This window comes from Pseudomonas sp. NPDC086566 (assembly GCF_050280885.1).
Lineage (GTDB): Bacteria > Pseudomonadota > Gammaproteobacteria > Pseudomonadales > Pseudomonadaceae > Aquipseudomonas > Aquipseudomonas vlassakiae.
Genome location: NZ_JBNNWD010000001.1, coordinates 103,856 through 128,517 on the forward strand (window position 1 = coordinate 103,856; position 24,662 = coordinate 128,517).

The 24,662-nt window shown below is 64.7% G+C and carries 15 protein-coding genes; 6 read left to right on the forward strand and 9 right to left on the reverse strand.

Annotated features, from left to right (window positions below):
* Positions 1-2 precede the first annotated feature (2 nt).
* A complete protein-coding gene (gene treS / locus ACQKPS_RS00505) occupies positions 3-3,320 on the forward strand; it encodes a maltose alpha-D-glucosyltransferase (protein WP_254480624.1) in 3,318 nt (1,105 codons plus the stop codon).
* Positions 3,321-5,531 (forward strand): 1,4-alpha-glucan branching protein GlgB, encoded by a 2,211-nt coding sequence (gene glgB / locus ACQKPS_RS00510; RefSeq protein WP_254480623.1) that lies wholly within the window; start codon positions 3,321-3,323, stop codon positions 5,529-5,531.
* A gap of 55 nt (positions 5,532-5,586) precedes the next feature.
* Here glgB and ACQKPS_RS00515 read toward each other — a convergent pair whose 3' ends face one another.
* The 9 genes from ACQKPS_RS00515 to ACQKPS_RS00555 form a co-directional block, all read right to left on the reverse strand.
* Positions 5,587-6,666 carry an autotransporter outer membrane beta-barrel domain-containing protein gene (locus ACQKPS_RS00515; RefSeq protein ID WP_427602098.1) on the reverse strand — a complete coding sequence of 360 codons (1,080 nt, stop codon included), beginning with the start codon at positions 6,664-6,666 and terminating at the stop codon, positions 5,587-5,589.
* Positions 6,667-6,984: 318 nt separating this feature from the next.
* The gene (locus tag ACQKPS_RS00520) at positions 6,985-7,779 is read right to left on the reverse strand and encodes an endonuclease/exonuclease/phosphatase family protein (protein WP_427602100.1); all 795 of its coding nucleotides are present in this window, start codon (positions 7,777-7,779) and stop codon (positions 6,985-6,987) included.
* 53 nt (positions 7,780-7,832) lie between these two features.
* A complete protein-coding gene (gene glgX / locus ACQKPS_RS00525) occupies positions 7,833-9,986 on the reverse strand; it encodes a glycogen debranching protein GlgX (protein WP_254480620.1) in 2,154 nt (717 codons plus the stop codon).
* Between the two features lie 150 nt (positions 9,987-10,136).
* Positions 10,137-10,406: a DUF2934 domain-containing protein gene (locus tag ACQKPS_RS00530; RefSeq protein ID WP_254480619.1), complete on the reverse strand. Its 270-nt coding sequence runs from the start codon at positions 10,404-10,406 to the stop codon at positions 10,137-10,139.
* A 14-nt stretch (positions 10,407-10,420) separates the two neighbouring features.
* Positions 10,421-13,195: a malto-oligosyltrehalose synthase gene (locus tag ACQKPS_RS00535; protein ID WP_427602102.1), complete on the reverse strand. Its 2,775-nt coding sequence runs from the start codon at positions 13,193-13,195 to the stop codon at positions 10,421-10,423.
* Positions 13,192-15,261: a 4-alpha-glucanotransferase gene (gene malQ, locus ACQKPS_RS00540; protein WP_427602104.1), complete on the reverse strand. Its 2,070-nt coding sequence runs from the start codon at positions 15,259-15,261 to the stop codon at positions 13,192-13,194. Before malQ ends, ACQKPS_RS00535 begins: the two co-directional genes overlap by 4 nt.
* On the reverse strand, positions 15,258-17,000 hold the full coding sequence (gene treZ / locus ACQKPS_RS00545) for a malto-oligosyltrehalose trehalohydrolase (protein WP_254480616.1): 1,743 nt from the start codon (positions 16,998-17,000) through the stop codon (positions 15,258-15,260). The genes malQ and treZ overlap by 4 nt, the downstream gene beginning before the upstream one ends.
* Before the next feature lie 13 nt (positions 17,001-17,013).
* Positions 17,014-18,573, reverse strand: coding sequence for a glycogen synthase GlgA (gene glgA, locus ACQKPS_RS00550; protein WP_313316713.1), 1,560 nt, complete (start codon positions 18,571-18,573; stop codon positions 17,014-17,016).
* Positions 18,574-19,093: 520 nt separating this feature from the next.
* Positions 19,094-19,264: a DUF6026 family protein gene (locus tag ACQKPS_RS00555; protein WP_254480614.1), complete on the reverse strand. Its 171-nt coding sequence runs from the start codon at positions 19,262-19,264 to the stop codon at positions 19,094-19,096.
* A gap of 203 nt (positions 19,265-19,467) precedes the next feature.
* Here ACQKPS_RS00555 and gnd point away from each other — a divergent pair, with 203 nt between their 5' ends.
* The 4 genes from gnd to ACQKPS_RS00575 all read left to right on the forward strand — a co-directional run bounded on the left by gnd (position 19,468) and on the right by ACQKPS_RS00575 (position 24,546).
* On the forward strand, positions 19,468-20,448 hold the full coding sequence (gene gnd, locus ACQKPS_RS00560) for a phosphogluconate dehydrogenase (NAD(+)-dependent, decarboxylating) (protein ID WP_254480613.1): 981 nt from the start codon (positions 19,468-19,470) through the stop codon (positions 20,446-20,448).
* Entirely contained in the window at positions 20,448-21,953 is a 1,506-nt protein-coding gene (zwf, locus tag ACQKPS_RS00565; RefSeq protein WP_254480612.1) for a glucose-6-phosphate dehydrogenase, read from the forward strand. Before gnd ends, zwf begins: the two co-directional genes overlap by 1 nt.
* An 81-nt stretch (positions 21,954-22,034) precedes the next feature.
* Complete coding sequence (locus ACQKPS_RS00570) at positions 22,035-23,831, forward strand: glycoside hydrolase family 15 protein (RefSeq protein WP_254480611.1); 1,797 nt, start codon at positions 22,035-22,037, stop codon at positions 23,829-23,831.
* Positions 23,832-23,925: 94 nt separating this feature from the next.
* Entirely contained in the window at positions 23,926-24,546 is a 621-nt protein-coding gene (locus ACQKPS_RS00575) for a TetR/AcrR family transcriptional regulator (RefSeq protein ID WP_254480610.1), read from the forward strand.
* Positions 24,547-24,662 lie beyond the last annotated feature (116 nt).

Consider the following 24,662-nt stretch of genomic DNA (forward strand, 5'->3'; position numbering starts at 1 on the left):
ACATGGCCAAGCGGTCCCGCCCGGCAGCCTTCATCGATGACCCGCTGTGGTACAAGGATGCCGTGATCTACCAGCTGCACATCAAGTCGTTCTTCGATTCGAACAACGATGGCATAGGCGATTTCGCTGGCCTGATCAGCAAGCTCGACTACATTGCCGAGCTCGGCGTCAACACCCTCTGGCTGCTGCCGTTCTACCCCTCGCCGCGGCGCGACGACGGTTACGACATTGCCGAATACAAGGCGGTGCACCCTGACTACGGCAGCATGGCCGACGCCCGCCGCTTCATCGCCGAGGCGCACAAGCGCGGCCTGCGGGTGATCACCGAACTGGTCATCAACCACACCAGTGACCAGCACCCGTGGTTCCAGCGCGCCCGCCATGCCAAGCGCGGCAGCAAGGCGCGGGACTTCTACGTGTGGTCGGACGACGACCAGAAGTACGACGGCACGCGGATCATCTTCCTCGACACCGAAAAGTCCAACTGGACCTGGGACCCGGTCGCCGGGCAGTACTTCTGGCACCGCTTCTATTCGCACCAGCCGGACCTCAATTTCGATAATCCGCAGGTACTCAAGTCGGTGATCGGGGTGATGCGCTTCTGGCTCGATCTGGGCGTCGATGGCCTGCGCCTGGACGCCATTCCGTACCTGATCGAGCGCGACGGCACCAACAACGAGAACCTCGCCGAGACCCACACGGTGCTCAAGGCGATCCGCGCCGAGATCGACGCCAACTACCCTGACCGCATGCTGCTGGCCGAGGCCAACCAGTGGCCCGAAGACACTCGCCCGTATTTCGGCGAGGGGGATGGCGACGAATGCCACATGGCCTTTCACTTCCCGCTGATGCCGCGCATGTACATGGCGCTGGCCATGGAAGACCGCTTCCCGATAACCGATATCCTGCGCCAGACCCCGGACATCCCGGCCAACTGCCAGTGGGCGATCTTCCTGCGCAACCACGATGAGCTGACCTTGGAAATGGTCACCGACCGCGAGCGCGATTACCTGTGGAACTACTACGCCGAGGACCGTCGCGCCCGCATCAACCTCGGTATACGTCGGCGCCTGGCGCCGTTGTTGCAACGTGACCGGCGGCGCATCGAGCTGCTGACCAGCCTGTTGCTGTCGATGCCAGGCACGCCAACGCTGTACTACGGCGATGAACTGGGCATGGGCGACAATATCTACCTCGGCGACCGCGACGGCGTGCGTACGCCGATGCAATGGTCACCGGACCGCAACGGCGGCTTTTCCAGAGCCGACCCGCAACGCCTGGTATTGCCGCCGATCATGGACCCGTTGTACGGCTACCAGACCGTCAACGTCGAAGCCCAGGCCCACGACCCGCACTCGCTGTTGAACTGGAACCGCCGGCTGCTGGCAGTGCGCAAGCAGCAGAAGGCCTTTGGCCGCGGCAGCCTGCGTACGCTGACGCCGAGCAACCGGCGCATCCTGGCCTACATTCGCGAGTACACCGACGCTGACGGCAACACCGAAGTGATCCTCTGCGTCGCCAACGTGTCCCGCGCCGCCCAGGCGGCGGAGCTCGAACTGTCGCAGTACGCGGGCAAGGTGCCGGTGGAGATGCTCGGTGGCAGCGCCTTCCCGCCGATTGGCCAGCTGCCGTTCCTGCTGACGTTGCCGCCATACGCCTTCTACTGGTTCCTGCTGGCTGCCCATGACCGCATGCCCAGCTGGCACATCCAAGCCACCGAGGGGTTGCCGGAATTGACCACTTTAGTACTGCGCAAACGCATGGAAGAACTGCTGGAATCGCCCTCCAGCGACACCCTCAACGACACCATCCTGCCGCAATACCTGCCCAAGCGCCGCTGGTTTGCCGGCAAGGAAGGCCCGATCGACCAGGTGCGCCTGCGCTACGGCGTGCGTTTCGGCACCGCGACTACCCCGGTGCTGCTCAGCGAGATCGAGGTGCTCAGTGATGGCGTAGCCACCCGCTACCAGCTGCCGTTCGGCCTGCTTCCGGAAGAGCAGATCAACTCGGCGCTGCCACAGCAGTTGGCGCTGTCGCGGGTGCGCCGTGGCCGCCAGGTCGGCCTGATTACCGATGCCTTCGTCCTCGAACCGTTCATCCGCGCGGTGCTGCGGGCCTGCCAGGACGGCACGCAGCTGCCCTGCGGCAATGGCCAAGGCGAGTTGCGCTTCGCCTGCACCGCTCAGCTGGCCGGGCTTGAACTGAACGAGGAAAGCCAGGTGCGCTACCTCAGCGCCGAGCAGTCCAACAGCTCGGTGGTGGTTGGCGACCGCGTGGTGCTCAAGCTGATTCGCCGGGTCAACCCAGGCATTCACCCCGAGCTGGAAATGAGCGCTTATCTCACCGCCGCCGGCTTCGCCAACATCTCGCCGCTGCTGGCCTGGGTCAGCCGCGTCGATGAGCAGGGCGAGCCGCACCTGTTGATGATCGCCCAAGGCTACCTCAGCAACCAGGGCGACGCCTGGGCCTGGACCCAGAACACCCTGGAGCGGGCCATCCGCGACGAGATGGAGCCCGGCACTGCCGACCCGGAAGTGCATACCGACGCGTTGGCCGAACTCACCGGCTTCGCCGCCTTGCTCGGCCAGCGCCTGGGCGAGATGCACCAACTGCTGGCGGCGCCGGGCAACGACGAGGCTTTCCAGCCACGCGCCAGCGACGCCGATGACAGCCAACGCTGGAGCGCGCAGATCAGCGCCGAGCTGGACCACGCCCTCGACCTGCTGGCGCAGCACCGCGACCACCTCGACAGCGACAGCCAGGCCCTGGTCGACGACCTCCAACAGCAGCGTGACGGCCTCGCCCAGCACATCGCCAGGCTCGCCGAACAGGCCCAGGGTGGCCTGCTGATGCGCGTGCACGGCGACCTGCACCTGGGCCAGGTGCTGGTGGTGCAGGGCGATGCCTACCTGATCGATTTCGAGGGCGAACCTGCCCGTCCGCTGGACGAACGCCGGGCCAAACACAGCCCGTACAAGGATGTCAGCGGCGTGTTGCGATCCTTCGACTATGCTGCTGCGATGATCTTGCGCAGCGCGTCTGCCGTAGACCTTTCCGACCCGGCCCGGCAAGCCCGGCACCGGGTTGCCCGGCAGTACCTGCACCAGTCGCGGCATGCCTTTGTCGAAGCCTACGGCCTGGCCACCGCCGCCATGCCCCACGCCTGGCAACATGCCGAGGGCGAGCGCGCCGCACTGGAGTTGTTCTGCCTGGAAAAAGCCGCCTACGAAATCACATACGAAGCCGAAAACCGTCCAAGTTGGCTGGCCGTGCCTTTGCATGGCCTGCATGGACTGATCAGTACCTGGGGAGAGTCATAGATGAACGCAACCACGCGTGAAAACGGCGGCCTTCGGCAACGGGACCTGGATGCCCTGGCCCGCGCCGAGCACGCCGATCCATTTGCAGTGCTGGGCCCCCACGGCGACGGGCAGGGCGGCGTGACCGTCCGCGCCTTCCTGCCCAATGCCCTGAGCGCGCGGGTGCTGGCGCGCCATGACGGGCGCATCCTTGCCGACATGGTGCAGGGCAGCCTGCCTGGCCTGTTCACTGCGCACCTCGATGAGGCACACCCGTATCTGCTGCAAATCGGCTGGGCCGGTGGCGAGCAGGTGACCGAAGACCCCTACAGCTTCGGCCCGCAACTTGGCGACATGGACCTGTACCTGTTTGCCGAAGGCAACCACCGCGACCTGTCCGGGCGCTTTGGCGCTCAGCCGACTCAGGTGGAGGGTGTCGATGGCGTGTGCTTCTCGGTGTGGGCACCGAATGCGCGGCGAGTGTCGGTGGTCGGCGACTTCAACAACTGGGACGGCCGCCGCCACCCCATGCGCCTGCGCCACAGTGCTGGCGTGTGGGAGCTGTTCGTGCCGCGCCTGGGTGTGGGCGAAACCTACAAGTTCGAAGTGCTCGGCAAGGACGGCATACTGCCGCTGAAAGCTGACCCGCTGGCCCGCGCCACCGAGCTGCCGCCGAGCACCGCGTCCAAGGTCGCCGCCGAGCTGAGCCACACCTGGCATGACCACGACTGGATGCAGCACCGCGCCCAGCGCCACGCCTACAGCGCCCCGTTGTCGATCTACGAGCTGCACCCCGGCTCCTGGCAATGCGAGCTTGACGAGCTGGGTGAGGTGTCGCGCTACTACAACTGGCGTGAGCTGGCCGAACGCCTGGTGCCTTACGTGCAGCAACTGGGGTTCACTCATATCGAGCTGTTGCCGATCATGGAGCACCCGTTCGGGGGGTCGTGGGGTTACCAGCCGCTGTCGATGTTTGCGCCGACCTCGCGCTACGGCAGCCCTGAGGACTTCGCGGCCTTCATCGATGCCTGCCATCAGGGTGGCATTGGCGTGATCCTCGACTGGGTACCGGCGCATTTTCCCACCGACGAACACGGCCTGGCCCGCTTCGACGGCACGGCACTGTACGAGTACGACAACCCGCTCGAAGGCTACCACCAGGACTGGAACACGTTGATCTACAACCTCGGCCGCAACGAGGTGCGTGGTTTCATGATGGCGTCGGCCCTGCACTGGCTCAAACACTTCCACATCGACGGTTTGCGCGTCGATGCGGTGGCCTCGATGCTCTACCGCGACTACTCGCGCAAGCCCGGCGAATGGGTGCCCAACCGTCACGGTGGGCGCGAAAACCTCGAAGCCATCGATTTCATCCGCCACCTCAACGGTATTGCCGCCCACGAGGCACCGGGCGCACTGATCATCGCCGAGGAGTCCACCGCCTGGCCGGGCGTGAGCCAACCGACCGAACAGGGCGGCCTGGGCTTCGCCTACAAGTGGAACATGGGCTGGATGCACGACACCCTGCACTACATCCAGAACGATCCGGTGCACCGCACCTATCACCACAATGAGATGAGCTTCGGTCTGATCTATGCCTATTCCGAGCACTTCATCCTGCCGATCTCGCACGACGAGGTAGTGCATGGCAAGCACTCGTTGATCGACAAGATGCCCGGCGACCGCTGGCAGAAGTTCGCCAACCTGCGCGCCTACCTGACCTTCATGTGGACCCACCCGGGCAAGAAGCTGCTGTTCATGGGCTGCGAGTTTGGCCAGTGGCGCGAGTGGAACCATGACCACCAGCTGGACTGGTACCTGCTGCAGTATCCCGAGCACCAGGGCGTACAGCGCCTGGTGGGCGACCTCAACCGCCTGTATCGCGAGCTGCCGGCGCTGCACGAACAGGACTGCCAGCCCCAGGGGTTCCAATGGCTGATCGGCGATGACGCGCACAACAGCGTGTACGCCTGGCTGCGCTGGAGCAGCCAGGGAGAGCCATTGCTGGTGGTGGCCAACTTCACCCCGGTGCCGCGCGAGGGCTACCGGATCGGTGTGCCGTTTGGCGAGCGTTGGCAGGAGTTGCTGAACAGCGATGCCGAGCTGTATGCCGGGTCGAACGTGGGCAACCTGGGGGCGGTGGCGAGTGATCAGGTGGCCAGCCATGGGCAGCCATTGTCATTGGCGCTGAACCTGCCGCCGCTTGGCGTTCTGGTGATGAAACCGGCCTGATTTATTGCCTATGCTGGCCTCTTCGCGGGTTCACCCGCGAAGAGGCCAGACCTGCCTACCACCGCATCCGCACCCCAAGGCTGCCTATCAGCCCATTGAGGTCGTTGCCATCCACATCACTGCTGTAGTCGGCACTGACGAACAGCGCTACCTTGGGTGTCACCCGTGCCACCAGGCCCAAGCCCAGTTCCACCGTCGTCGAGTATCGCGAGCTGGAGATCTTGTCGACCTGGTCGAGCTTCACCTCGCTGGCGTCGTTGAAGTCGTACCAGACGTTGGTCCGCACATAGGGCTCGATCGGCATGCCTTTCACTTCGTAGCGCCCGGACAGCTTGGCACCGACCCGGCCACTCCAGCTCGGCTGGCTATCGAAGGCCTGCAAGGTCTCCGCCTGCACCTGGTTACCCGGGAAGAACTGCTGGTTGATCAATTGCGCCTGGGGCTCGATCACCCAGCCGCCACCCAGGCCGATCGGGTAACCGCCTTCGACCGAAAACGTCATTGCATGGCCGCTGTCATTCAGGCGTTGGCCACTGTCGCCGCGGCCCATCACCTCGATGCGCGAGCCCATGGCCACGGCATCCAGGTGCCAGCCTCGCTCATGGGTCATGCTCCAGAACACCCCCAGGCTTTCGCCACTGAGGTTGACGGCGTTGCGCTGTTTGTCGCCCAGCAGCGGCCGTACGCCGTTGAAGCTGCTTTGCAGGTTGTTATGGCCGACGAAAATCCCCGCACGGTGGACATTGCCATCGGCGGTTTCACGCACGAACAGGTCCGGGCCGATCATCAGTTGCTGGCTGGGCGCTTCCAGCTGCTCTGGCGCCCGCGCCCCAGGCTGGGGCATGGTGCCAGGGAAGAACTGTGCCCATTGGCCGCCTGCCCGTTCGGGGGCAGGCAGATTGTGGCGTTCGCTCATTTTCTCGCTGAAGGCGTTCAGCGTCCCCATGTTAAGGCCGCTGGCAGTGACCGGGTCTAGCGACAACGTCGGCACTGTCGCGTGCTGCAGGTAGCTGGGCGAGATTGGATCTTCCTGCAGTTCGAACGCGAAAGTTTCCACTGGGGTTGCCAGAAGCATCGACGTGGAAACCGCATAGAAAATAGGTTCGAAGCGCAAGGGGTTCGAGGTTCTTTTCATGGCGGATCTCCTCTGTTTTTTTGGTTAAAGCCCAAGGACCTGGCCTGTTGTCACGAGCTGTACGACAAAAACAGAGGGCGACCCAAACCAGCACGCCAGCGTTCACGAGCGCGCACAAAGGCGCGAGCTAGAAGCCCGGCGCGAGTTCTTACATCTAGTGATAGTGTTCAGCTAAGGAGAGACAGGCGCTTGCGTCAAGAAAGCGTGAAAGGTCTGTCGAAGTCCTGTAATCGTGAGTAACTCATTGATTCTTATGATGAAATTACCTTGTATAGCGATGATCGCTATTTCTGCGGCATTGGCTATGCCGAATCATTGTTACAGCCTGACCTCCACGGCCAGTGGCAGATGATCGGAAAGGTGCGTCCAAGGTTTGTGCCCCAGTATCTGCGGCGCATGGCTGTCGGCGTTGCGCAGGTAGATGCGGTCCAGGCGCAGCAGGGGCAGGCGCGCCGGGTAGGTGCGGGCGAGGTGGCCATGATGGCGTTCGAAGGCCTCGTGCAGATCGCGCTGCAGGCCAAGGGTGCGGTTGCCATGGGACTTCCAGTCGTTGAAATCGCCGGCAATGATCACCGGCTCCTCGGCAGGCAAGGAATCAAGCAACTGACGCAGCAGCTTGAGCTGCTTCTGTCGATGGTTTTCCAGCAATGACAGGTGCACGCAAATGGCGTGCACGTTGTGCTGGCCGGGGACGTCGAGGATGCAGTGCAGCAGGCCGCGCCGTTCGGGGCCGGTGATCGACACGTCGAGGTTGCGGTGTTCGATGATCGGGTACTTGGACAGCAGCGCATTGCCATGGTGGCCATCGGGGTAGACCGCGTTGCGGCCGTAAGCGAAGTCGCTCCACATACTGTCGGCAAGGAATTCGTACTGCGAGGTCTGCGGCCAGCCAGGGTAGCGCGCGGCATGGCGGTCGTGGCTGCCGAGTACCTCCTGGAGGAACACGATGTCGGCCTGAGTGCTGCGCACCGCCTCGCGCAGCTCAGGCAGGATGAAACGCCGGTTGAAGGCGGTGAAGCCCTTGTGGGTGTTCACCGTCAGCACCCGCAGGCGATGCACGGCGGGGGCCTGACGGGTGCTGGCGAAACCTGGGCTGCCGGCTTCGAGGTTCACGGTGGCTCCTCAATGCTACAGATACAGATAAAACAGGGTGAGCCTCTTGCGGCTCACTCTTCCTCGCGCTGCAATGCCAACAGCAACAACGACCGCCCCTTGACCTCAAAGGTACTGTCGAACTGCAGATGCTGCGGCTTGCGCATCTCCGGCCGGTCGGTATCGATCAGGCAGCTCCAGTAATCACCTTCCGGCACGCTTGGCAGCTGGAACGGCACCACGTCATGGTGTGCGTTGAAGATCAGCAGCATGGTCGCCTCCGACCCCGGCCGGGCGATACCACTGACCTGGGCGCGGCCATCGATCAGCATGCCCAGGCAACGCCCGTGCGGGTCTTCCCACTGCTCCACGCTCATCTCGTTGCCGTCGGGCGCCAGCCAGGTCACGTCCTTGACCCCGATCGCCTCGTTGTAATCACCGACCAGGAAGCGCGAGCGGCGCAGCACCGGGTAGGCCAGGCGCAGGCGGGTCAGGCGCTTGACGAAGGCCAGCAGTTCCTTGCCTTCGTCATCCAGGTCCCAGTTGACCCAGCCGATCTCGCTGTCCTGGCAATAGGCGTTGTTGTTGCCATGCTGGGTGCGGCTGAATTCATCGCCGGCGACGATCATCGGCGTACCCTGTGCCAGCAGCAGCGTGGCAAAGAAGTTGCGCATCTGGCGCATGCGCAGGGCGTTGATTCCAGGGTCGTCGGTCGGGCCTTCGGCACCACAGTTCCACGACAGGTTGTTGTCGGTGCCGTCCTGGTTGTTCTCGTCGTTGTCTTCGTTGTGTTTGCCGTTGTACGACACCAGGTCGCGCAGGGTGAAGCCATCGTGGGCGGTGATGAAGTTGACCGAGGAATATGGCCGGCGCCCGCGGTTGTTGAACAGGTCCCCCGAAGCGGTGATACGTGCGGCGAAATCGGCCAGCTGGCCTTCGTCGCCCTTCCAGAAGGCCCGTGCCGTGTCACGGAAGCGGTCGTTCCACTCGGCCCAGCCCGGCGCGAAATTGCCGACCTGATAGCCACCTGGGCCGCAGTCCCAGGGTTCGGCGATCAGCTTGACCTGGCTGAGCATCGGGTCCTGGCGGCAGGCGACCAGGAAGCCGTGGCGCTCGCTGTAGCCGTCGTGATAACGGCCCAGGATGGTCGCCAGGTCGAAGCGGAAGCCGTCGACATGCATTTCGCCCGCCCAGTAGCGCAGCGAGTCGGTGACCAGCTGCAGTACGCACGGGTGGCTGAGGTCGAGGGTGTTGCCGGTACCGGAATCGTTGATGTAGTAGCGCTTGTCGTCGGGCATCAGGCGGTAGTAAGAGGCGTTGTCGATGCCACGCATCGACAGGGTCGGGCCGCGTTCGTTGCCCTCGGCGGTGTGGTTGTAGACCACGTCGAGGATCACCTCCAGGCCTGCGTCATGCAGGTGCGCGACCATCTCCTTGAATTCGGCAATCTTGCCGCTGGCCAGGTAGCGCGGGTGGGGTGCGAAGAAGGCGATGCTGTTGTAGCCCCAATAGTTGTTCAGCCCCTTGTCGAGCAGATGCTGGTCGTTGACGAAGGCATGGATCGGCAGCAGCTCGATGCTCGACACGCCCAGGTCCTTGATGTGCTTGAGCAGTTCGTCGTTGGCAAGGCCGGCGAAGGTGCCACGCAGTTCTTCCGGCACGGCAGGGTGACGCATGCTGATGCCGCGGGTGTGGGCTTCATAGATGATCGTGCGCTCCCAAGGGACCTGCACACGCTGGTCGCGGCCCCAGGTGAAGGCCGGGTCGATGACTTTGCACTTGGGCACGAACGGCGCGCTGTCGCGTTCGTCGAACGACAGGTCGCCATCAGGGTGGCCAATGGTGTAGCCGAACAGCGCCTCGGACCATTTCAGGCTGCCGACCAATTGCTTGGCATAGGGGTCGATCAACAATTTGTTCGGGTTGAAGCGGTGGCCGTTTTCCGGCTCGTAGGGGCCGTAAACGCGATAACCGTAGACCAGTCCGGGATGCGCATCAGGCAAGTAGCCATGGTAGATCTCGTCGGTGTACTCGGGCAGCTCGATGCGCTCGAGTTCCTGCTCGCCGGTGGAGTCGAACAGGCACAGCTCGACCTTGGTGGCATTGGCCGAAAACAGGGCGAAATTGACCCCCAGGCCGTCCCAGGTCGCGCCGAGGGGGAAAGGCTGGCCTTCGCGGATGCGGGTTGGGGCGACGGAGCGGGTTTTCTTTGGGGTGCGCGGGCTCATGGCAATCCTCGATTGGCCGTAATGGAGGGAGTAATGCGGGGATCAGCGGCCTCTTCGCGGCTAAAGCCGCTCCCACAGCAATTGCATTGCCCTCAAAGGCAGTGGAGAACCTGTGGGAGCGGCTTTAGCCGCGAAAGGGCCGGCACAGGCTTAACCAGCAGTCGGCTTTTTCGCCGCCCGAGGCTTCTTGGCAGCCACCGGTTTGCTGGCCCCAGGCAACGCCGCCGCCTTCGGCTCAGCCGCTAACTTGGGCTTGGCCGGCGCCCGCTTGCGCGGTGCCGCCTTGGGGGCCAGCGCTTCGGCCTCGGCAAGCTTGCGTGCCATGTCCCAGTGGCGTTCCTCCTGACCCTCCGGCTTACCCTCCGATTCCCAGATCTGGTAAGCGAATTCGCGTACTCGTTTTTCTTCGACACTCATCACGACACTCCTGAATGCTATGCATGTTCAATCAACAGGTTGACTGGGAATTCCGCCAAGACCGCGCTCAACATCAGCTCCCTTGTAGGGCTGACAGCGGCGCCGCCGAAAAGTCCAGTCCAAGTGGCAGGCGACAAGGCAAACGGCAGGATCACCCGGGTATCGTCCCAGTTCTGTGCCGGGATCAACGGTGTAGCGGCGCCACCGAGCAGGCCACAGGCCAGGCGCGGGGCGACGACGATGGCGCGTTGGCCTTCACCCAGGCGGGCAAAGGCAATGACCTGATCGGCATGCCGGCCCTGCACCTGCAGCGGCAGGTAGGCCCCGCGTCGGAACAGCTCGGCGTGGGCCTGGCGGCAGTCCAGCACGCGGGCGATCAGGGCCTGCTTGATGCGGCCGTCACGCCAGTGCGCCAGCAGCTCACCGGGCCCGCTGTCATCGTCCAGGGTGCGACGCCTGCAAGCGTAGTCCACGGCGCGGCGGTTATCCGGGTCGACTAGGCTGAAATCCCAGTATTCATTGCCCTGGTACAAGTCGGGCACGCCCGGCACGGTCATGCGCAGCAGGCTCTGCACCAGACTGTTGAGCGCGCCGGGGCAGGCGATCAGGTGTGCGGCATCGGCCAGCGACTGGCGCAACTGCTGGTTTTCCCGACCCAGCAGCAAGCCGTCGACATAAGCGGCGCAGGCCGCCTCATAGGCCTCGTTGGGCGCGCTCCAGCTGCTGCGCAGCTTGGCTTCGCGCAGGGCCTTCTGCTGCCATTGGCGGATACGTTCGGCGTACTGGCGCAGTGCGTTGTCGTCGTGCAGGTCGAGCGCGAGTGGCCAACTGCCCAGCAGCGTCTGCCACAGCAACAGCTCGTCGCCGGGGCTGGGGGCCACGCCGTCATCCAGTTGCTCACGCAGCGGCGCGGCCAGCTCGCGCCAGTGTTCCACGCGGCTGGCGAACCAGGGCCCACGCTCGCTCAGCACGGCCAGGCGAGCACGGCTGTCCTCGCCGCGCTTGTGGTCGTGGGTGGCGGTGGCCAGCAAGTTGTCGGGGAAGTCACGCAGGCGCCGCTGAGCCTCGTTGTGGAAATGCTCGGCGACCGCGCTAAAGCGCTCGGCCTCGAAGCCGACATCGTTGCGCGACAGCAGCCGTGCCGAGCGGTAGAAGGCGGTGTCTTCCACAGCCTTGGCGGCACTGGGTGCGGTGAGCTGCTGGAAGCGCACGCAGGCATGGCGCAGGTGCTTGCGTGGCCGGCCCGGTGGCAGCTGGCGCCAGGGCTGGCCACCGAGCCACTGCTCGAGCTGGTCGAGCAACGGCCAGTCGGCCTCGCCAAGGTCCTGGCGGGCATTGGCCAGGGCCTGCTGGAAGAAGCGTTCATCCTCGGCCGGGCGCCCGCAGGCATTGAAGTAGGTGCGATACACCGGGTAATGCGCAACCAGCGCTTGCAGTGCGCGGCGAATCGCGCCAAGGGTCAGGTCGCGGGTCATCAGGTCGTCACGGGCGACCTGCAACAACGCCTGGGCGACGGATTCGCAATCGCCGGCGAGGCTGGCATTGAGCACCAGATGACGCGCCAGGCGTACCTCCTCGGGGAACGCGGGGCGCTCGCTGACCGCCGCCCACAATTCGGTCAGCGGCGCTTCACCGGCCGGGTCGTGTTGCAACAGCGAGACCTGGTTCATGAACTCGTAGCCGGTGGTGCCGTCGGTCAGCCAGTCGCGGTGCAGGTGTTCGTCGGTGCCGAGAATCTTTTCCACGTAGATCGGGAAGTGCTCCAGCGCAGCCTGCAGGGGGCGCCTGGCGAGCAGGCTGTCGACCCGACGGCGCAGCTTGCGGCAATAGCCGCGCGGGTCGGCCAGGCCGTCGATATGGTCGATGCGCAGGCCGTCCACCAAGCCGCGCTCGATCAGTTCGAACAGCTTGGCGTGGGTGGCTTCGAACACCGCGCTACGCTCCACCCGCAGGCCGCCCAGTTCGTTGATGTCGAAGAAGCGCCGCCAGTTGATGTCATCGGCGGCGGTGCGCCAGCTGGCGAGGCGGTAGGTCTGGCGTTCGAGCAGCAGGTGCAGGCGCTTGAAGCCGCTTTCGCTGCGGCTGTCGAAGGCAATCAATGCCGACTCCAGGTCCGCGCCTTCACCCACCAGGCGCGCCAGTTCGGCGTGCAGTGGCAATGCGTTCGCCAGTGGATCGGGGGATTCGCGCAAGGCCGTGAAATGCTCCGCCAGGGCCTTGAGTGCCGGCTCGGGGCTCTGTGCGAGGATCCAGCCATAGTCCAGCGGGCAGATCGGGAAGCGATGCTGATAGTGGGCGATCTGCAGTACGCCCGATTGCTCGTCGAATTGCAGCGGGATGTCGCCGTTCTTCAGCGCCACGCCGTAGTCGCTGCCGAGGAACGGCAGCAGCAGCTGCCCGGCCAGCAGCGGGTCGCTGGAGTGCCACTGGATGTCGAAGAACTCCGCGTAGGGGCTGCGCCGGCCCCAGGCCAGCAGGCTCTGCCACCACGGGTTGTCGGCGCCGCCCACGGCCATGTGGTTGGACACGGTATCGAGGATCAGCCCCATGCCATGCTGGCGCAGCGCAGCCACCAGCCGTTGCAACGCAGCCTCGCCGCCCAGCTCGGGGTTGACGCAGGTCGGGTCGACCACGTCGTAACCGTGGCGCGAGCCAGCGCGGGCTTTGAGGATCGGCGAGGCGTACAGGTGGCTGATGCCCAGCCGGGCGAAGTACGGCACCAGTGGCACCGCGTCATCGAGGCTGAAGTCGCTGTGAAATTGCAGGCGTAGCGTCGCGGTCAGTGGTTTCATCGGTCACGCTCCCAGGCTTGTTCGCGGGCCTGGGCCAGCAGTTCAAGGCGCCGTGCGGCGTCTTCGTCATCGAGTAGTTCGTGCACCGGTGCGGCGAAGCGCCGGCGCCAGTTGGGGTGGCCGCTGGTGGTGCCAGGCAGGTTGGGCTGCTCGTCGCTGCCCAGCAGGTCTTCCAGTGGGACCAGCACCAACGGGGCGCGGGTGTGGCCGACGTAGCGGATGGCGGCATCGATCAGCGCGTCGTTGTCCGCTAGCGGGCCGTAGTTGGCTTCCAGCGTGCGGCGCAGGCCTTCGCGTTCCTTTTGCCGATCGTGGCGCCAGTGCAGCTCGGTAGCGGCGTCGATCAGGTCCAGGCGCTGGCTCCAGTCGATGTCGCGGCTTTGCAGCCAGCCGGCCAATGGCGCCAGGTCATGGGTGCCGGTGGTGGCCAGGGCATCGTCCGGCCAGTCGAGGATCGGTTTGAATTGGCCGGGCTGGGTCTGTTCGAACGGCAGCACGCGCATGCCCAGTATGGCCTTGGCCGCCAGCTGCTCGCGCAGGCCCTCGGGCACGGTGCCGAGGTCTTCACCCAGGATGATCGCCTGGTGGCGTACCGACTCCAGAGCCAGCAGGCGCAGCAGGTCCTGCACCGGGTAGTCGAGGTAGGCGCCCTGGTCGGGCTTGCAGCCACGCGGGATCAGCCACAGCCGGCGCAGCCCCATCACATGGTCGATGCGCAGGCCGCCGGCATGGGCCAGGTTGGCGCGCAGCATCTCGATGAAGGCACGGTAGCCATTACGCTTGAGGCCTTCGGGAGAAAAGGCGCAAATGCCCCAGTCCTGGCCCGAGCGGTTGAGAATATCGGGCGGCGCGCCGACCTTGAGGTTGGCCAGCAGCTCGTCCTGGCGGCTCCAGGCCTGGCTGCCGGCGCCATCGGCACCGACGGCCAGGTCGGCGATCAGGCCGATGGCCATGCCATTGCTGCGTGCGGCGTGCTGGGCGCGTTGCAGGCTGCGTTCGGTCAACCACTGACAGAACGCGTGGAATTCGATCCTGGCCGGATACGCGTTGGCAAAGGCTTCGACTTCCGGGTGGTACGGGTCGTGCCAGGCGCTGGGCCAGTTGCGCCAGTCGGCGCCCAGGCCATGCTCGACGGCATGCGCCTGCAGCACTTCGAAGCGGCAGTGGTGCTCCAGGGCCTGACCACGGGCCTCACGGAAGCTGTCGAAGTCTTTGCGCAGCGGGTGGTCGGCCTGGCTGAAATCCAGGTAAAGCGCTTCGAGTAGCCGCAGGCGGGCGTCGGCGGCGCGGGGCCAGTCCACCAGCGGGCGTTGTTCCAGGTCTTCGAGCACCTGTTCCAGGCCGCAGGCTTCGATCGCCATGCGCACGGCGCGTTCGCCCAGCAGCGCGGCGGGGCTGGCGTACAAGGTATTGAGCAGCAGGCGGCTGGACGGCGAGTAGGGGCTGTAGTGTTGCTGGTCGATGGCTGACAGGGCATGGATGGGGCTGATCGCCAGGGCGTCGGCGCCGCGTTCGGCGGCACTGCGTGCCAGCTGCTCCAGGGCCAGGCAATCGCCATATCCGCCGTCGCCTGGGCGGCGCAGGCTGTAAAGCTGCACGGCCAGGCCCCAGCAGCGCGGCGGTGGTTCGTCGACGGCGTCAACCAGGCTCCAGCAACGCGGCGGTGCCACGGCAATGGTGAAGCTGCGGTCGTTGATCTGCAGCAGGTGATAACCGACTGGCAGGCCGCCGGGCAGGTTGCCCTGGGCATCGAGGGTCAGGTACTGCAGGCGGTTGCTTTCCAGAGTACAGCGCACGGCGCTGCCTGGCGGGAAGTAGCGCCCCAGTGGCAGCGGTTGGTCAAGCTCGGCGGTGATCAGGGGGGGCAAGTGCTCGGCATCTTCGGCGGCTTCCACGGCGCGCAGGCTGGCCTGGATGGCAGCCTCATCGCCAGCGGGGTGGCCCAGGCCGTCGAGGACCTTGCGCAGGACCTCGTCGCTGACCTGTTGTGGCCGGTTGTTGGCGTCGATCCAGTCGCGGGCCAGCCCTACGCGGGCGGCCAGTCGGTGCAGGGCGGTTTCGCTCATGGGTGCTCCTGGCCAGGTGGAAGCAGGCTGACCACGCAGCTGTAGGCGGAAAGCGCGGTATCGGGGTGGCGGGTGTCGCTGCTGTCGAACAGGCGCCATTGTGCGGTAGGCAGTTCAACGACCTGCGGCGTCGCGGCCAGGTTCAGGTCGATGCGCAGGATACGGCCATCGCCCAGGCGCCAGCGTGCGGTCAGGGCCTGGTCGCCCAGCACCACGGCGCCCAGTGCACGGGTGCCGGGCAGGTGCGGGATGACATGGCGCTGGCGCACATCGAGCAGTTGCTGATACAGGCCGTGCCAGCCAGCGATCACCTGCTTGTTTTGCGGCCGCGATGCCTCGAAGGTCTGCTCGGCGTTGGGGTCGGGTATGTGTTCGCGTTGCTCGGGGTCGGCGAACGCCTTGAAGTGGGCGAACTCGCCGCGCCGGCCCTCGCGCACGGCATCGGCCAGTTCGTCGTGGAAGTCGGTAAAGAACAGGAACGGTCGGCAGCTGCCCTCTTCATCGCCCATGAACAGCAGCGGGATCATCGGCGCCAGCAGCAGCAGGCCAGTGGCCGCACGCAACGCCGCTGGCGAGCACAGGCGAGTCAGGCGTTCGCCAAGGGCGCGATTGCCGATCTGATCGTGGTTTTGCAGGAACAACACGAACGAAGTGGGTTCAAGGTGCCCGCTGGGTTCGCCGCGGGGCGTGCCGTGGCGGTTGGCCTGGCCCTGGAACACGAAGCCTTCGGACAGGCAGCGGGCCAGTTTTTCGATGGGTTTTTCCTGGTAATCGGCGTAGTAGCCTTCGGTTTCCCCGGTCAACAGGACGTGCAAGGCATTATGGCCATCGTCGTTCCACTGGGCATCGAAACCCTGTTGCAGCAGCGAGGCCTGGTTGTGCTCGTTCTCCAGCACCAGCCACACATGCCGGCCCGGTTCCACCGCCGCGCGCACCCGTTGCGCCAGTTCGACCAGGAAGTCGGGCTGGTCGATGGCGTGCACCGCATCCAGGCGCAGGCCATCGCAGCGGTAGTCGCACAGCCACATCAGGGCGTTCTGGATGAAGTACTCGCGCACCTCTGGGCGGCGGAAATCGATGGCGGCGCCCCAGGGTGTCTGGCGGTCTTCCCTGAAGAACGGGCTGGCGTACTGGTGCAGGTAGTTGCCGTCCGGGCCGAAGTGGTTGTAGACCACGTCGATCATCACCATCAGCCCGTGGCCATGGGCCTGATCTACCAGCGCGCACAGTTGTTCCGGGCTGCCATAGCTGTGCTGCGGTGCATAGGGCAGTACACCGTCGTAGCCCCAGTTACGTTCACCGGGGAACTGGCCCAGCGGCATCAGCTCGATGGCGCTGATGCCCAGCTCGGCCAGCCTCGGCAGCTGCCGGGCGACCCCCTGGTAGCCCTCGAGCACGCCGACGTGCAGTTCCTGGATCACCGCCTCGTGCCAGGGCCGGCCCTGCCACGGGTGCTGCCAGTCGAAGGCGCCGACATCCACGACCTGGCTCGGCCCGTGCACCCCTTCGGGTTGGTAGCGCGACGCCGGGTCAGGCACTTGCAGTTCGCCGTCGATGCGATAGTGATAACGGTCACCGGCCCGGCACGGGGCGACCCCGGTGTACCAGCCGCCGTCTTCGGGCAGCAGCTCGATCGCGGGCTGCTGTTCCAGTTCCAAGCTCACGTTGCGCGCATCGGGCGCCCACAGGGCGAAGCGCGCCGACGTGGCGTCCATGAGGTGTGCGCCATGCCTGTGCATCTTCTAACCCCGCTCAGTAGTGGCTCAGGTGGGCCTGCTTGACCAGGTCCTCATAGAGGCGCGCGTAGGGTTCCACCGCCTGGCACCAGTTGAACGGCTGGGTCATCGACAGGCAGCGCATGGCATTGAGCAGGTCCTTCTTGCCGTAGGTGTAGAAGGCACGGCTCAGCGCTTCGCGGTAGCTCTCGACGGTCGATTCATCGAACAGGAAGCCGGTAACGCCGTTCTCGATGGTGTCGGCCAGGCCGCCGGTGTTGCGTGCCACCGGCAGCGAACCGAAGCGCTGGGCGTACATCTGGCTCAGGCCGCAAGGCTCGTATCGCGAAGGCATCAGCAGGAAGTCGCTGCCGGCGAACATACGCCGGGCGTCGGTTTCGTTGAAACCGATGCGTACCCCGATACGGCCAGGGTGACGCAGGGCCAGCTCGCGCATGGCCTGTTCCTCTTCCGGCTCACCGCGGCCGATGATCGCGATCTGCCCGCCTTGCTCGACGATGTAGTCCGCAACGCCCAAGGTCAGGTCCAGGCCTTTCTGGTAGACCAGCCGCGAAACCACGGCAAACAGCGGCCCTTCGGATGGTTGCAGCCCGAACAGCTTGCGCACGGCGTCGGCGTTACGTGCCTTGCCTTCCCAGTCGTTGATGCTGAAGTTGTGCTCCAGATGCTTGTCGGTAGCCGAATCCCAGCTTTCGTCGATGCCATTGGGGATGCCGCCGAGCAGGCCTTGCTGGGCCTTGCTGGCCAGGAAGCCATCGAGCCCACAGCCGAATTCCGGGGTGGTGATCTCTTGGGCGTAGGTAGCGCTGACCGTGGTGATGTGGCTGGAGTAGGCAAGGCCGGCCTTGAGGAACGACAGCTTGCCGTAAAACTCCATGCCTTCCTGCTGCATGGCATGGTCGGGTATCGCCAGCTCCGGGCTGCAGCCGCGGCTGTAGACACCCTGGTAGGCCAGGTTGTGAATGGTGAACAGGGTCGGTGTGCTCAGCCCGCGCCAGTGCATGTAGGCCGGCGCCAGGCCAGCGGGCCAGTCATGGGCATGCACCACTTCGGGCTTCCAGTGAATCATGCCTTCGCCGGCGGCGATCTCCGCTGCGGCCAGGCCCAGACGGGCGAAACGGATGTGGTTGTCCGGCCAGTCGCGACCATTGTTGGCGCCGTAAGGGGTGCCGTCGCGCTGGTACAGCTCGGGGCAGATCAGCACATAGATGACCAAGCCGTCGGCCATGTCCATGCGGCCGATCTTGCAAGGGGGCAGGGCAGCGTGGCCGCCGAGCTCACCGACGATGTGGATCGGATTGTCGCTTTCCACCACCTGCGGGTAACCCGGGATCAACACCCGGACATCATGCAGGTGCGCCAGGGCGCGTGGCAGTGCCGCAGAAACGTCGCCGAGGCCGCCGGTCTTGACCAGGTCGGCGATTTCCGAGGTGACGAACAGGATCTTGCGCTTGTTGGGGTTGTGCTGGCGCTGGGCGCCGGGTGCCGTGCCTGTCTTGGCGAAATCCGGGGTAAGCGGCTCGCGGTTGTCCGGTTTGAATGACTCTACGTGAGGCTCGACAGCGGCACTGATCATACTTCTCTCCGTCCCTAAGTGTTGGCAGGGTGCTGGCACCCTTGGTGTTATCTCGTGCGGGTTCTCTCTGATTCGGCAATTGCGTGATGCTATCCATGCCCCGAAGTCGTGCGTGCAGGCACAACGCGATCAGCATTCCGGCCGAAAGCGCTTGGACTGGTTGGGGTAGGCGGGCCGTGCGAAGGAAGTCCTTTGCGTCTGGCCTACTTAGTTGCTGACCCGCCACCATTTCCAAAAGTTCGACTTTTTTACGTCGCTCTTCCTCTGAGCAAATGGCGGGCCGAAACCTGAGTGTAGGAGAGCGGGAGATAAAAAGGTGACCCACTGGTCACTTCCGTTATGAGCGCAATAGACGCAAACGTTGGCGTGTGTGACCGGATATGGACAGGGCTGTTCGAGGGTGGGGCAGGGCTGACTCACGCGTGCGCCATCAGGTGACTGATCGACGTGTCGTGCACCAGAATGGGGCGGGGCTACAGCACTGTGGGAGCGCGAAGCTCCCACCAGGGGAGGGGATGAGTCAGAAGCCGACGGTTTTGCTGTCGTCGCTACGCGCCTGTTCCAGCAGCATGTGCAATTGAGCGACCTGCTGGCGCAGCTGGTCACGTTCGTCCTTCAACTTGCGCAGCTCATCGCGGCGCATGGAGACATAGAGGGTCTGGGTTGGAGTAGCAGGCATCAAGGTACCCATGGCACACCTCGCGGTTTTGGCTGGTGACAGTTAAAGCGTAGTCGCTTCACGCGGCGCGCATTCTGAATTCTTTCTCTGCCTAAGGGAACTTTTTTGTTTAACGTTGTCACGCCGTTCGTCGCTGAACCCTCAGGCGCCGTGCTGGACTAATCTGAAAAGTTGAACTGTGGTTGTCATTTATTTCGTAAGGGGAGCATCGGCTCATGCAATTGGGAATCGTCGGGCTGGGCCGCATGGGCGGCAATATCGCAAGGCGGCTGATGCGCGCCGGCCACCGCACCGTGGTGCATGACCGTAACCGTGAAGCCGTGGTCGGGCTGGAAGGCGAAGGCGCCCAAGGTGCCCACGACCTTGGCGCCCTGGTGCAGAAGCTCAAGGCGCCACGGGCGGTATGGGTGATGCTGCCAGCCGGCGAACCTACCGAGCAGACCATCGCCCAGCTGGCCGAGCTGCTGGAACCGGGCGATGCCATCATCGACGGTGGCAACACGTTCTATAAGGACGACATGCGCCGAGCGGCCGAACTGGGCAAGCGCGGGCTGCATTACCTGGATGTCGGCACCTCCGGCGGCGTGTGGGGCCTGGACCGCGGTTACTGCATGATGATCGGTGGCGAGAAGGCGGTGTTCGAGCGCCTTGAACCGCTGTTCAAGGCACTGGCACCGGGCGTCGGCGACATTCCACGTACTCACGGCCGCAGCGGTGAGCACCAACGTGCCGAGCACGGCTATATCCATGCCGGCCCGCCTGGCGCAGGGCACTATGTGAAGATGGTGCACAACGGTATCGAGTACGGCCTGATGCAGGCCTATGCCGAAGGCTTCGACCTGTTGCGCAGCAAAGGCGGCACCGAGCTGCCGGAAGACCAGCGCTTTGACCTGAACGTGGCCGAGATCGCCGAAGTCTGGCGCCGTGGCAGCGTGGTCACCTCCTGGTTGCTCGACCTCACTGCCGATGCGCTGGTGGCCGACCCGCAGCTGGCGCAGTTCAGTGGCTCGGTGTCCGACAGTGGCGAAGGCCGCTGGACCATCGACGCCGCCGTCGAACAGGCGGTGCCGGTGCCGGTGCTGTCCAGTGCGCTGTTCGCCCGCTTCCGCTCGCGCCAGCAGCAGGGCACCTATGGCGACAAGATCCTGTCGGCCATGCGCCTGGGCTTCGGTGGCCACGTCGAGAAAAAAGACTGATGACTCAACAGACCATTCCTGCTGCTCCGCCCTGCACGCTGTTTTTGTTTGGCGCCAACGGTGACCTGGTCAAGCGCCTGCTGATGCCGGCGCTTTACAACCTCAGCCGTGACGGGTTGCTGGACCGCAACCTGCGCATCGTCGGCGTCGACCACAACCCGGCCACGGCCGCTGAATTCGCCGAGCGCCTGCATGGCTTCATGCAGGCCCGCGACAAAGGCGGCGAGGGGGCTGCCAAGTGCCTCGACGAAAAACTTTGGGCGCGGCTGGCCAAGCGCCTGGACTACCAGACCGGCGATTTCCTTGACCCGGCGACCTATGCGGCGCTGGCCAGGCGCATCGAAAAAACCAGCCATGGCAATGCCATTTTCTATCTGGCCACTTCGCCACGTTTCTTCCCCGAGGTGGCTCAGCGCCTGGGCGAAGCCGGGCTGCTCGACGAGTCGGCCGGTGGTTTTCGGCGCGTGGTGGTGGAGAAGCCTTTCGGCACCGACCTGGCCAGTGCCGAGGCGCTCAATGCCTGCCTGTTGAACGTGATGAGCGAGCGGCAGATCTACCGTATCGACCATTATCTGGGCAAGGAAACGGTGCAGAACATTCTGGTCAGCCGCTTCTCCAATGGCCTGTTCGAGTCGTTCTGGAACAACCACTACATCGACCATGTGCAGATCACTGCCGCCGAGACAGTCGGAGTGGAGACCCGCGGTGCGTTCTATGACAACACCGGCGCGCTGCGCGACATGGTGCCCAACCACCTGTTCCAGCTGCTGGCGATGGTGGCCATGGAGCCACCGGCGGCGTTTGCCGCCGATGCCGTGCGGGGCGAGAAGGCCAAGGTGATCGGCGCCATCCGCCCGTGGTCGGCAAAAATGGCCCTGAAGAACTCGGTGCGTGGCCAGTACACGGCGGGCAAGCAGGGCCGCAAGCAGCTGCCGGGCTATCGGCAGGAAAACAACGTCGCCGCCGACAGTCAGACCGAAACCTACGTGGCGCTCAAGGTGATGATCGACAACTGGCGCTGGGCCGGGGTGCCGTTCTACCTGCGCACTGGCAAGCGCATGAGCGTGCGCGACACCGAGATCGCCATCTGTTTCAAGCCGGCGCCTTACGCGCAGTTTCGCGAGTCGGAGCTGGAACGGCCCAAGCCCAACTACCTGAAAATCCAGATCCAGCCCAACGAAGGCATGTGGTTCGACCTGCAGGCCAAGCGGCCGGGGCCGGAACTGGTGATGGAGAACATCGAGCTGGGCTTTGCCTACAAAGACTTCTTCAAGATGACCCCGGCCACCGGCTATGAAACGCTGATCTACGACTGCCTGACCGGCGACCAGACCTTGTTCCAGCGGGCCGACAACATCGAGAACGGCTGGCGCGCGGTGCAGCCATTCCTCGATGCCTGGGCCCAGGGCGGCGAGGTGCATGAGTACCCGGCGGGTGAGGATGGCCCCGAGGCAGGCACCGAGTTGCTGGCGCGCGACAAGCGGGAGTGGCACAAGCTGGGATGATCGCTGTGTGCTGCCTGTGCCGGCCTCTTCGCGAGTTTACCCGCGAAGAGGCCGGCACAGGCAACCCATAAAGGAGGTGCAATGCCCGCCCTTATCGAAGATTACGCGCTGCTCGGCAACTGTCGCAGCGCCGCCCTGGTCAGCCGCGACGGCTCGATCGACTGGTTATGCCTGCCGCGCTTCGACGCCCCTGCGGTGTTCGCTGCATTGCTGGGCAACGAAGAGAATGGCCGCTGGCGCCTGGCCCCCAGTGACCCCGTCGAACACAGCAGTCGCCGGTACCTGGGCGACACCCTGGTACTGGAAACCACCTGGGTCACTGCCAGCGGCCGCGCGCGAGTGCTCGACTTCATGCCGCTGGGCGAAGTCGATTCGGTGGTGCGCATCGTCGAGGGCCTGTCCGGCGAAACCCACTTCGAAATGGACCTGGTGCTGCGCTTCGACTACGGCCGCAGTGTGCCTTGGGTAGAGAAACTCGACCCGCTGACCCTCAGTGCGGTGGCCGGCCCCGACCGCGTGATCCTGAGCAGCAGCGTGGAGCCCCATGGCCTTGATCATCACACCGCCGCCCGTTTTCGCGTGGGTGCCGGCGAGCGGCAGGTCTTCAGCCTGCGTCACCAGTCCTCGCATTTGCCGGTGCAGCCGGACTGCGACATCGACCAGGCGCTGCAATACGCCCTCTCGCACTGGCAGGCCTTCGCTGACCGTTGCCCTGAGGTCGGCCCCTACACCGGCCTGGTGCGGCGCTCGCTGCTCACCCTCAAGGCCATGACCTACGCGCCCACCGGCGGTATCGTCGCAGCGGTCACCACGTCGCTGCCCGAACGCATCGGCCACGAACGCAACTGGGACTACCGCTTCTGCTGGCTGCGCGACGCCACCATGACTTTGCTGGCGTTCATGAACCTTGGCTACTTCGATGAAGCCCAGGCCTGGCGTGAATGGTTGCTGCGTTCGGTGGCTGGCAACCCCGAACAGATGCAGATCATGTACGGCCTTGCTGGCGAGCGTGACCTGCAGGAATACACCTTGCCCTGGCTGGCCGGCTACGAGCACTCGCAGCCGGTCAGGGTTGGCAATGCGGCTGCTGAGCAGAGGCAGTTGGACATCTATGGCGAACTGGCCGATGCCATGGCCCAGGCGATCAAGGGCGGCTTGCCGCGTCACCCGCGCAGCGCAGCGATCTCCCGGCTGATCCTGCCCTATGTCGAGCGTATCTGGCGTGACCCGGACGAAGGCATCTGGGAAGTGCGCGGTGGCCGCCAGCATTTCGTCCATTCCAAGGTCATGGCCTGGGTTGCCTTCGACCGTGCCGCGGGGCTGGCCGACACCACCGAAGAAGGCCGCGAGCAGGGCCGTCACTATCGGCAAGTGGCTGATCAGATTCATCAGGAGGTCTGCGCCCGTGGGCTCGATGCCAGCGGCCAGCACTTCGTCCAGGCCTATGGCTCGGCCGAGATCGATGCCAGCCTGTTGCAGATCGCCCTGACCGGCTTCCTGCCGGCCGAGGATCCGCGCTTTCAGCGGACCCTGGTGCAGATCGAGCAACGCCTGCTGAAGAACGGCCTGCTGATGCGCTACGACAGCGACAGCTGCAGCGACGGGCTGACGCCAGGGGAGGGCACGTTCCTGGTGTGCTCGTTCTGGCTGGCCGATGTGTACGTGCTGCTGGGGCGCAAGGCCGAGGCCCAGGCACTGTACGAAACGCTCACCGGGTTGTGCAACGACGTCGGCCTGCTGGCCGAGCAGTACGACCCTGCCGGCAAGCGCATGCTCGGCAACTTCCCCCAGGCGTTCAGCCACATCGGCATCATCAACACCGCGCTGAACCTGCACCGGGCACAAAGCCCGGCGCGGGATCGGGCACGATGTGACTAGGGGCGTCGTCAAGTCCCGGAGTAGACTAGGGCAAACCCATTCGGCAAGGAGTATGCATGAACGTTAGCGGCCATGATCGGGAGGCCCAAGCCTGATGGCCAACCACAAGATCGAAATCCGCCGTCGCAATATCGAGAAGATCCTCGTCGCCGCAGAAAAGGTGTTCGCCGAAAAGGGTTATGGCGCCACCTCGATGGGTGACATCGCCGAGCAGGCCGAGCTGCCGCGTTCCAACCTGCATTATTACTTCAGCACCAAGGATGAGTTGTTCCGCGCAGTGCTGCAGGACCTGCTGGATGTGTGGAAGCAGGACGCGCTGTGCTTCGAGAACTTCGACGACCCGCGGGTGGTGCTGACCAGCTACATCCGCGCCAAGATGGGCCATTCGCGTTCACGGCCGCTGGGTTCGAAGATCTGGGCTGAGGAGATGCTGCATGGGGCGCCGGTGCTGGGGGTGAACCTGGCGGAAAGCCTGGTGCCGTGGGCAAAGCTCAAGGAAGACAAGATCCGCCGCTGGGTGGCGGAGGGGCGCATCCTGCCGGTGGAGCCTTCGGCGCTGCTCTACATGATCTGGGCGTCGACGCAGCACTATGCCGACTTCGGCTACCAGGTGGCGTTGCTGAACGAAGGTGAGCCGTTGTCCGATGGGGCGTTCGAACGTGCGGTGCAGACGGTGACTTGTGTGATCTTGCGCGGGATAGGTCTGGAACCTTGAACAACGGGGCCGCCGTGCGGCCCATCGCGGATGAATCCGCTCCTACAGGTAACGCGCAGCCGTGAATGCGGCGCGGTACCTGTAGGAGCGGATTCATCCGCGATGGGCCACGCAGT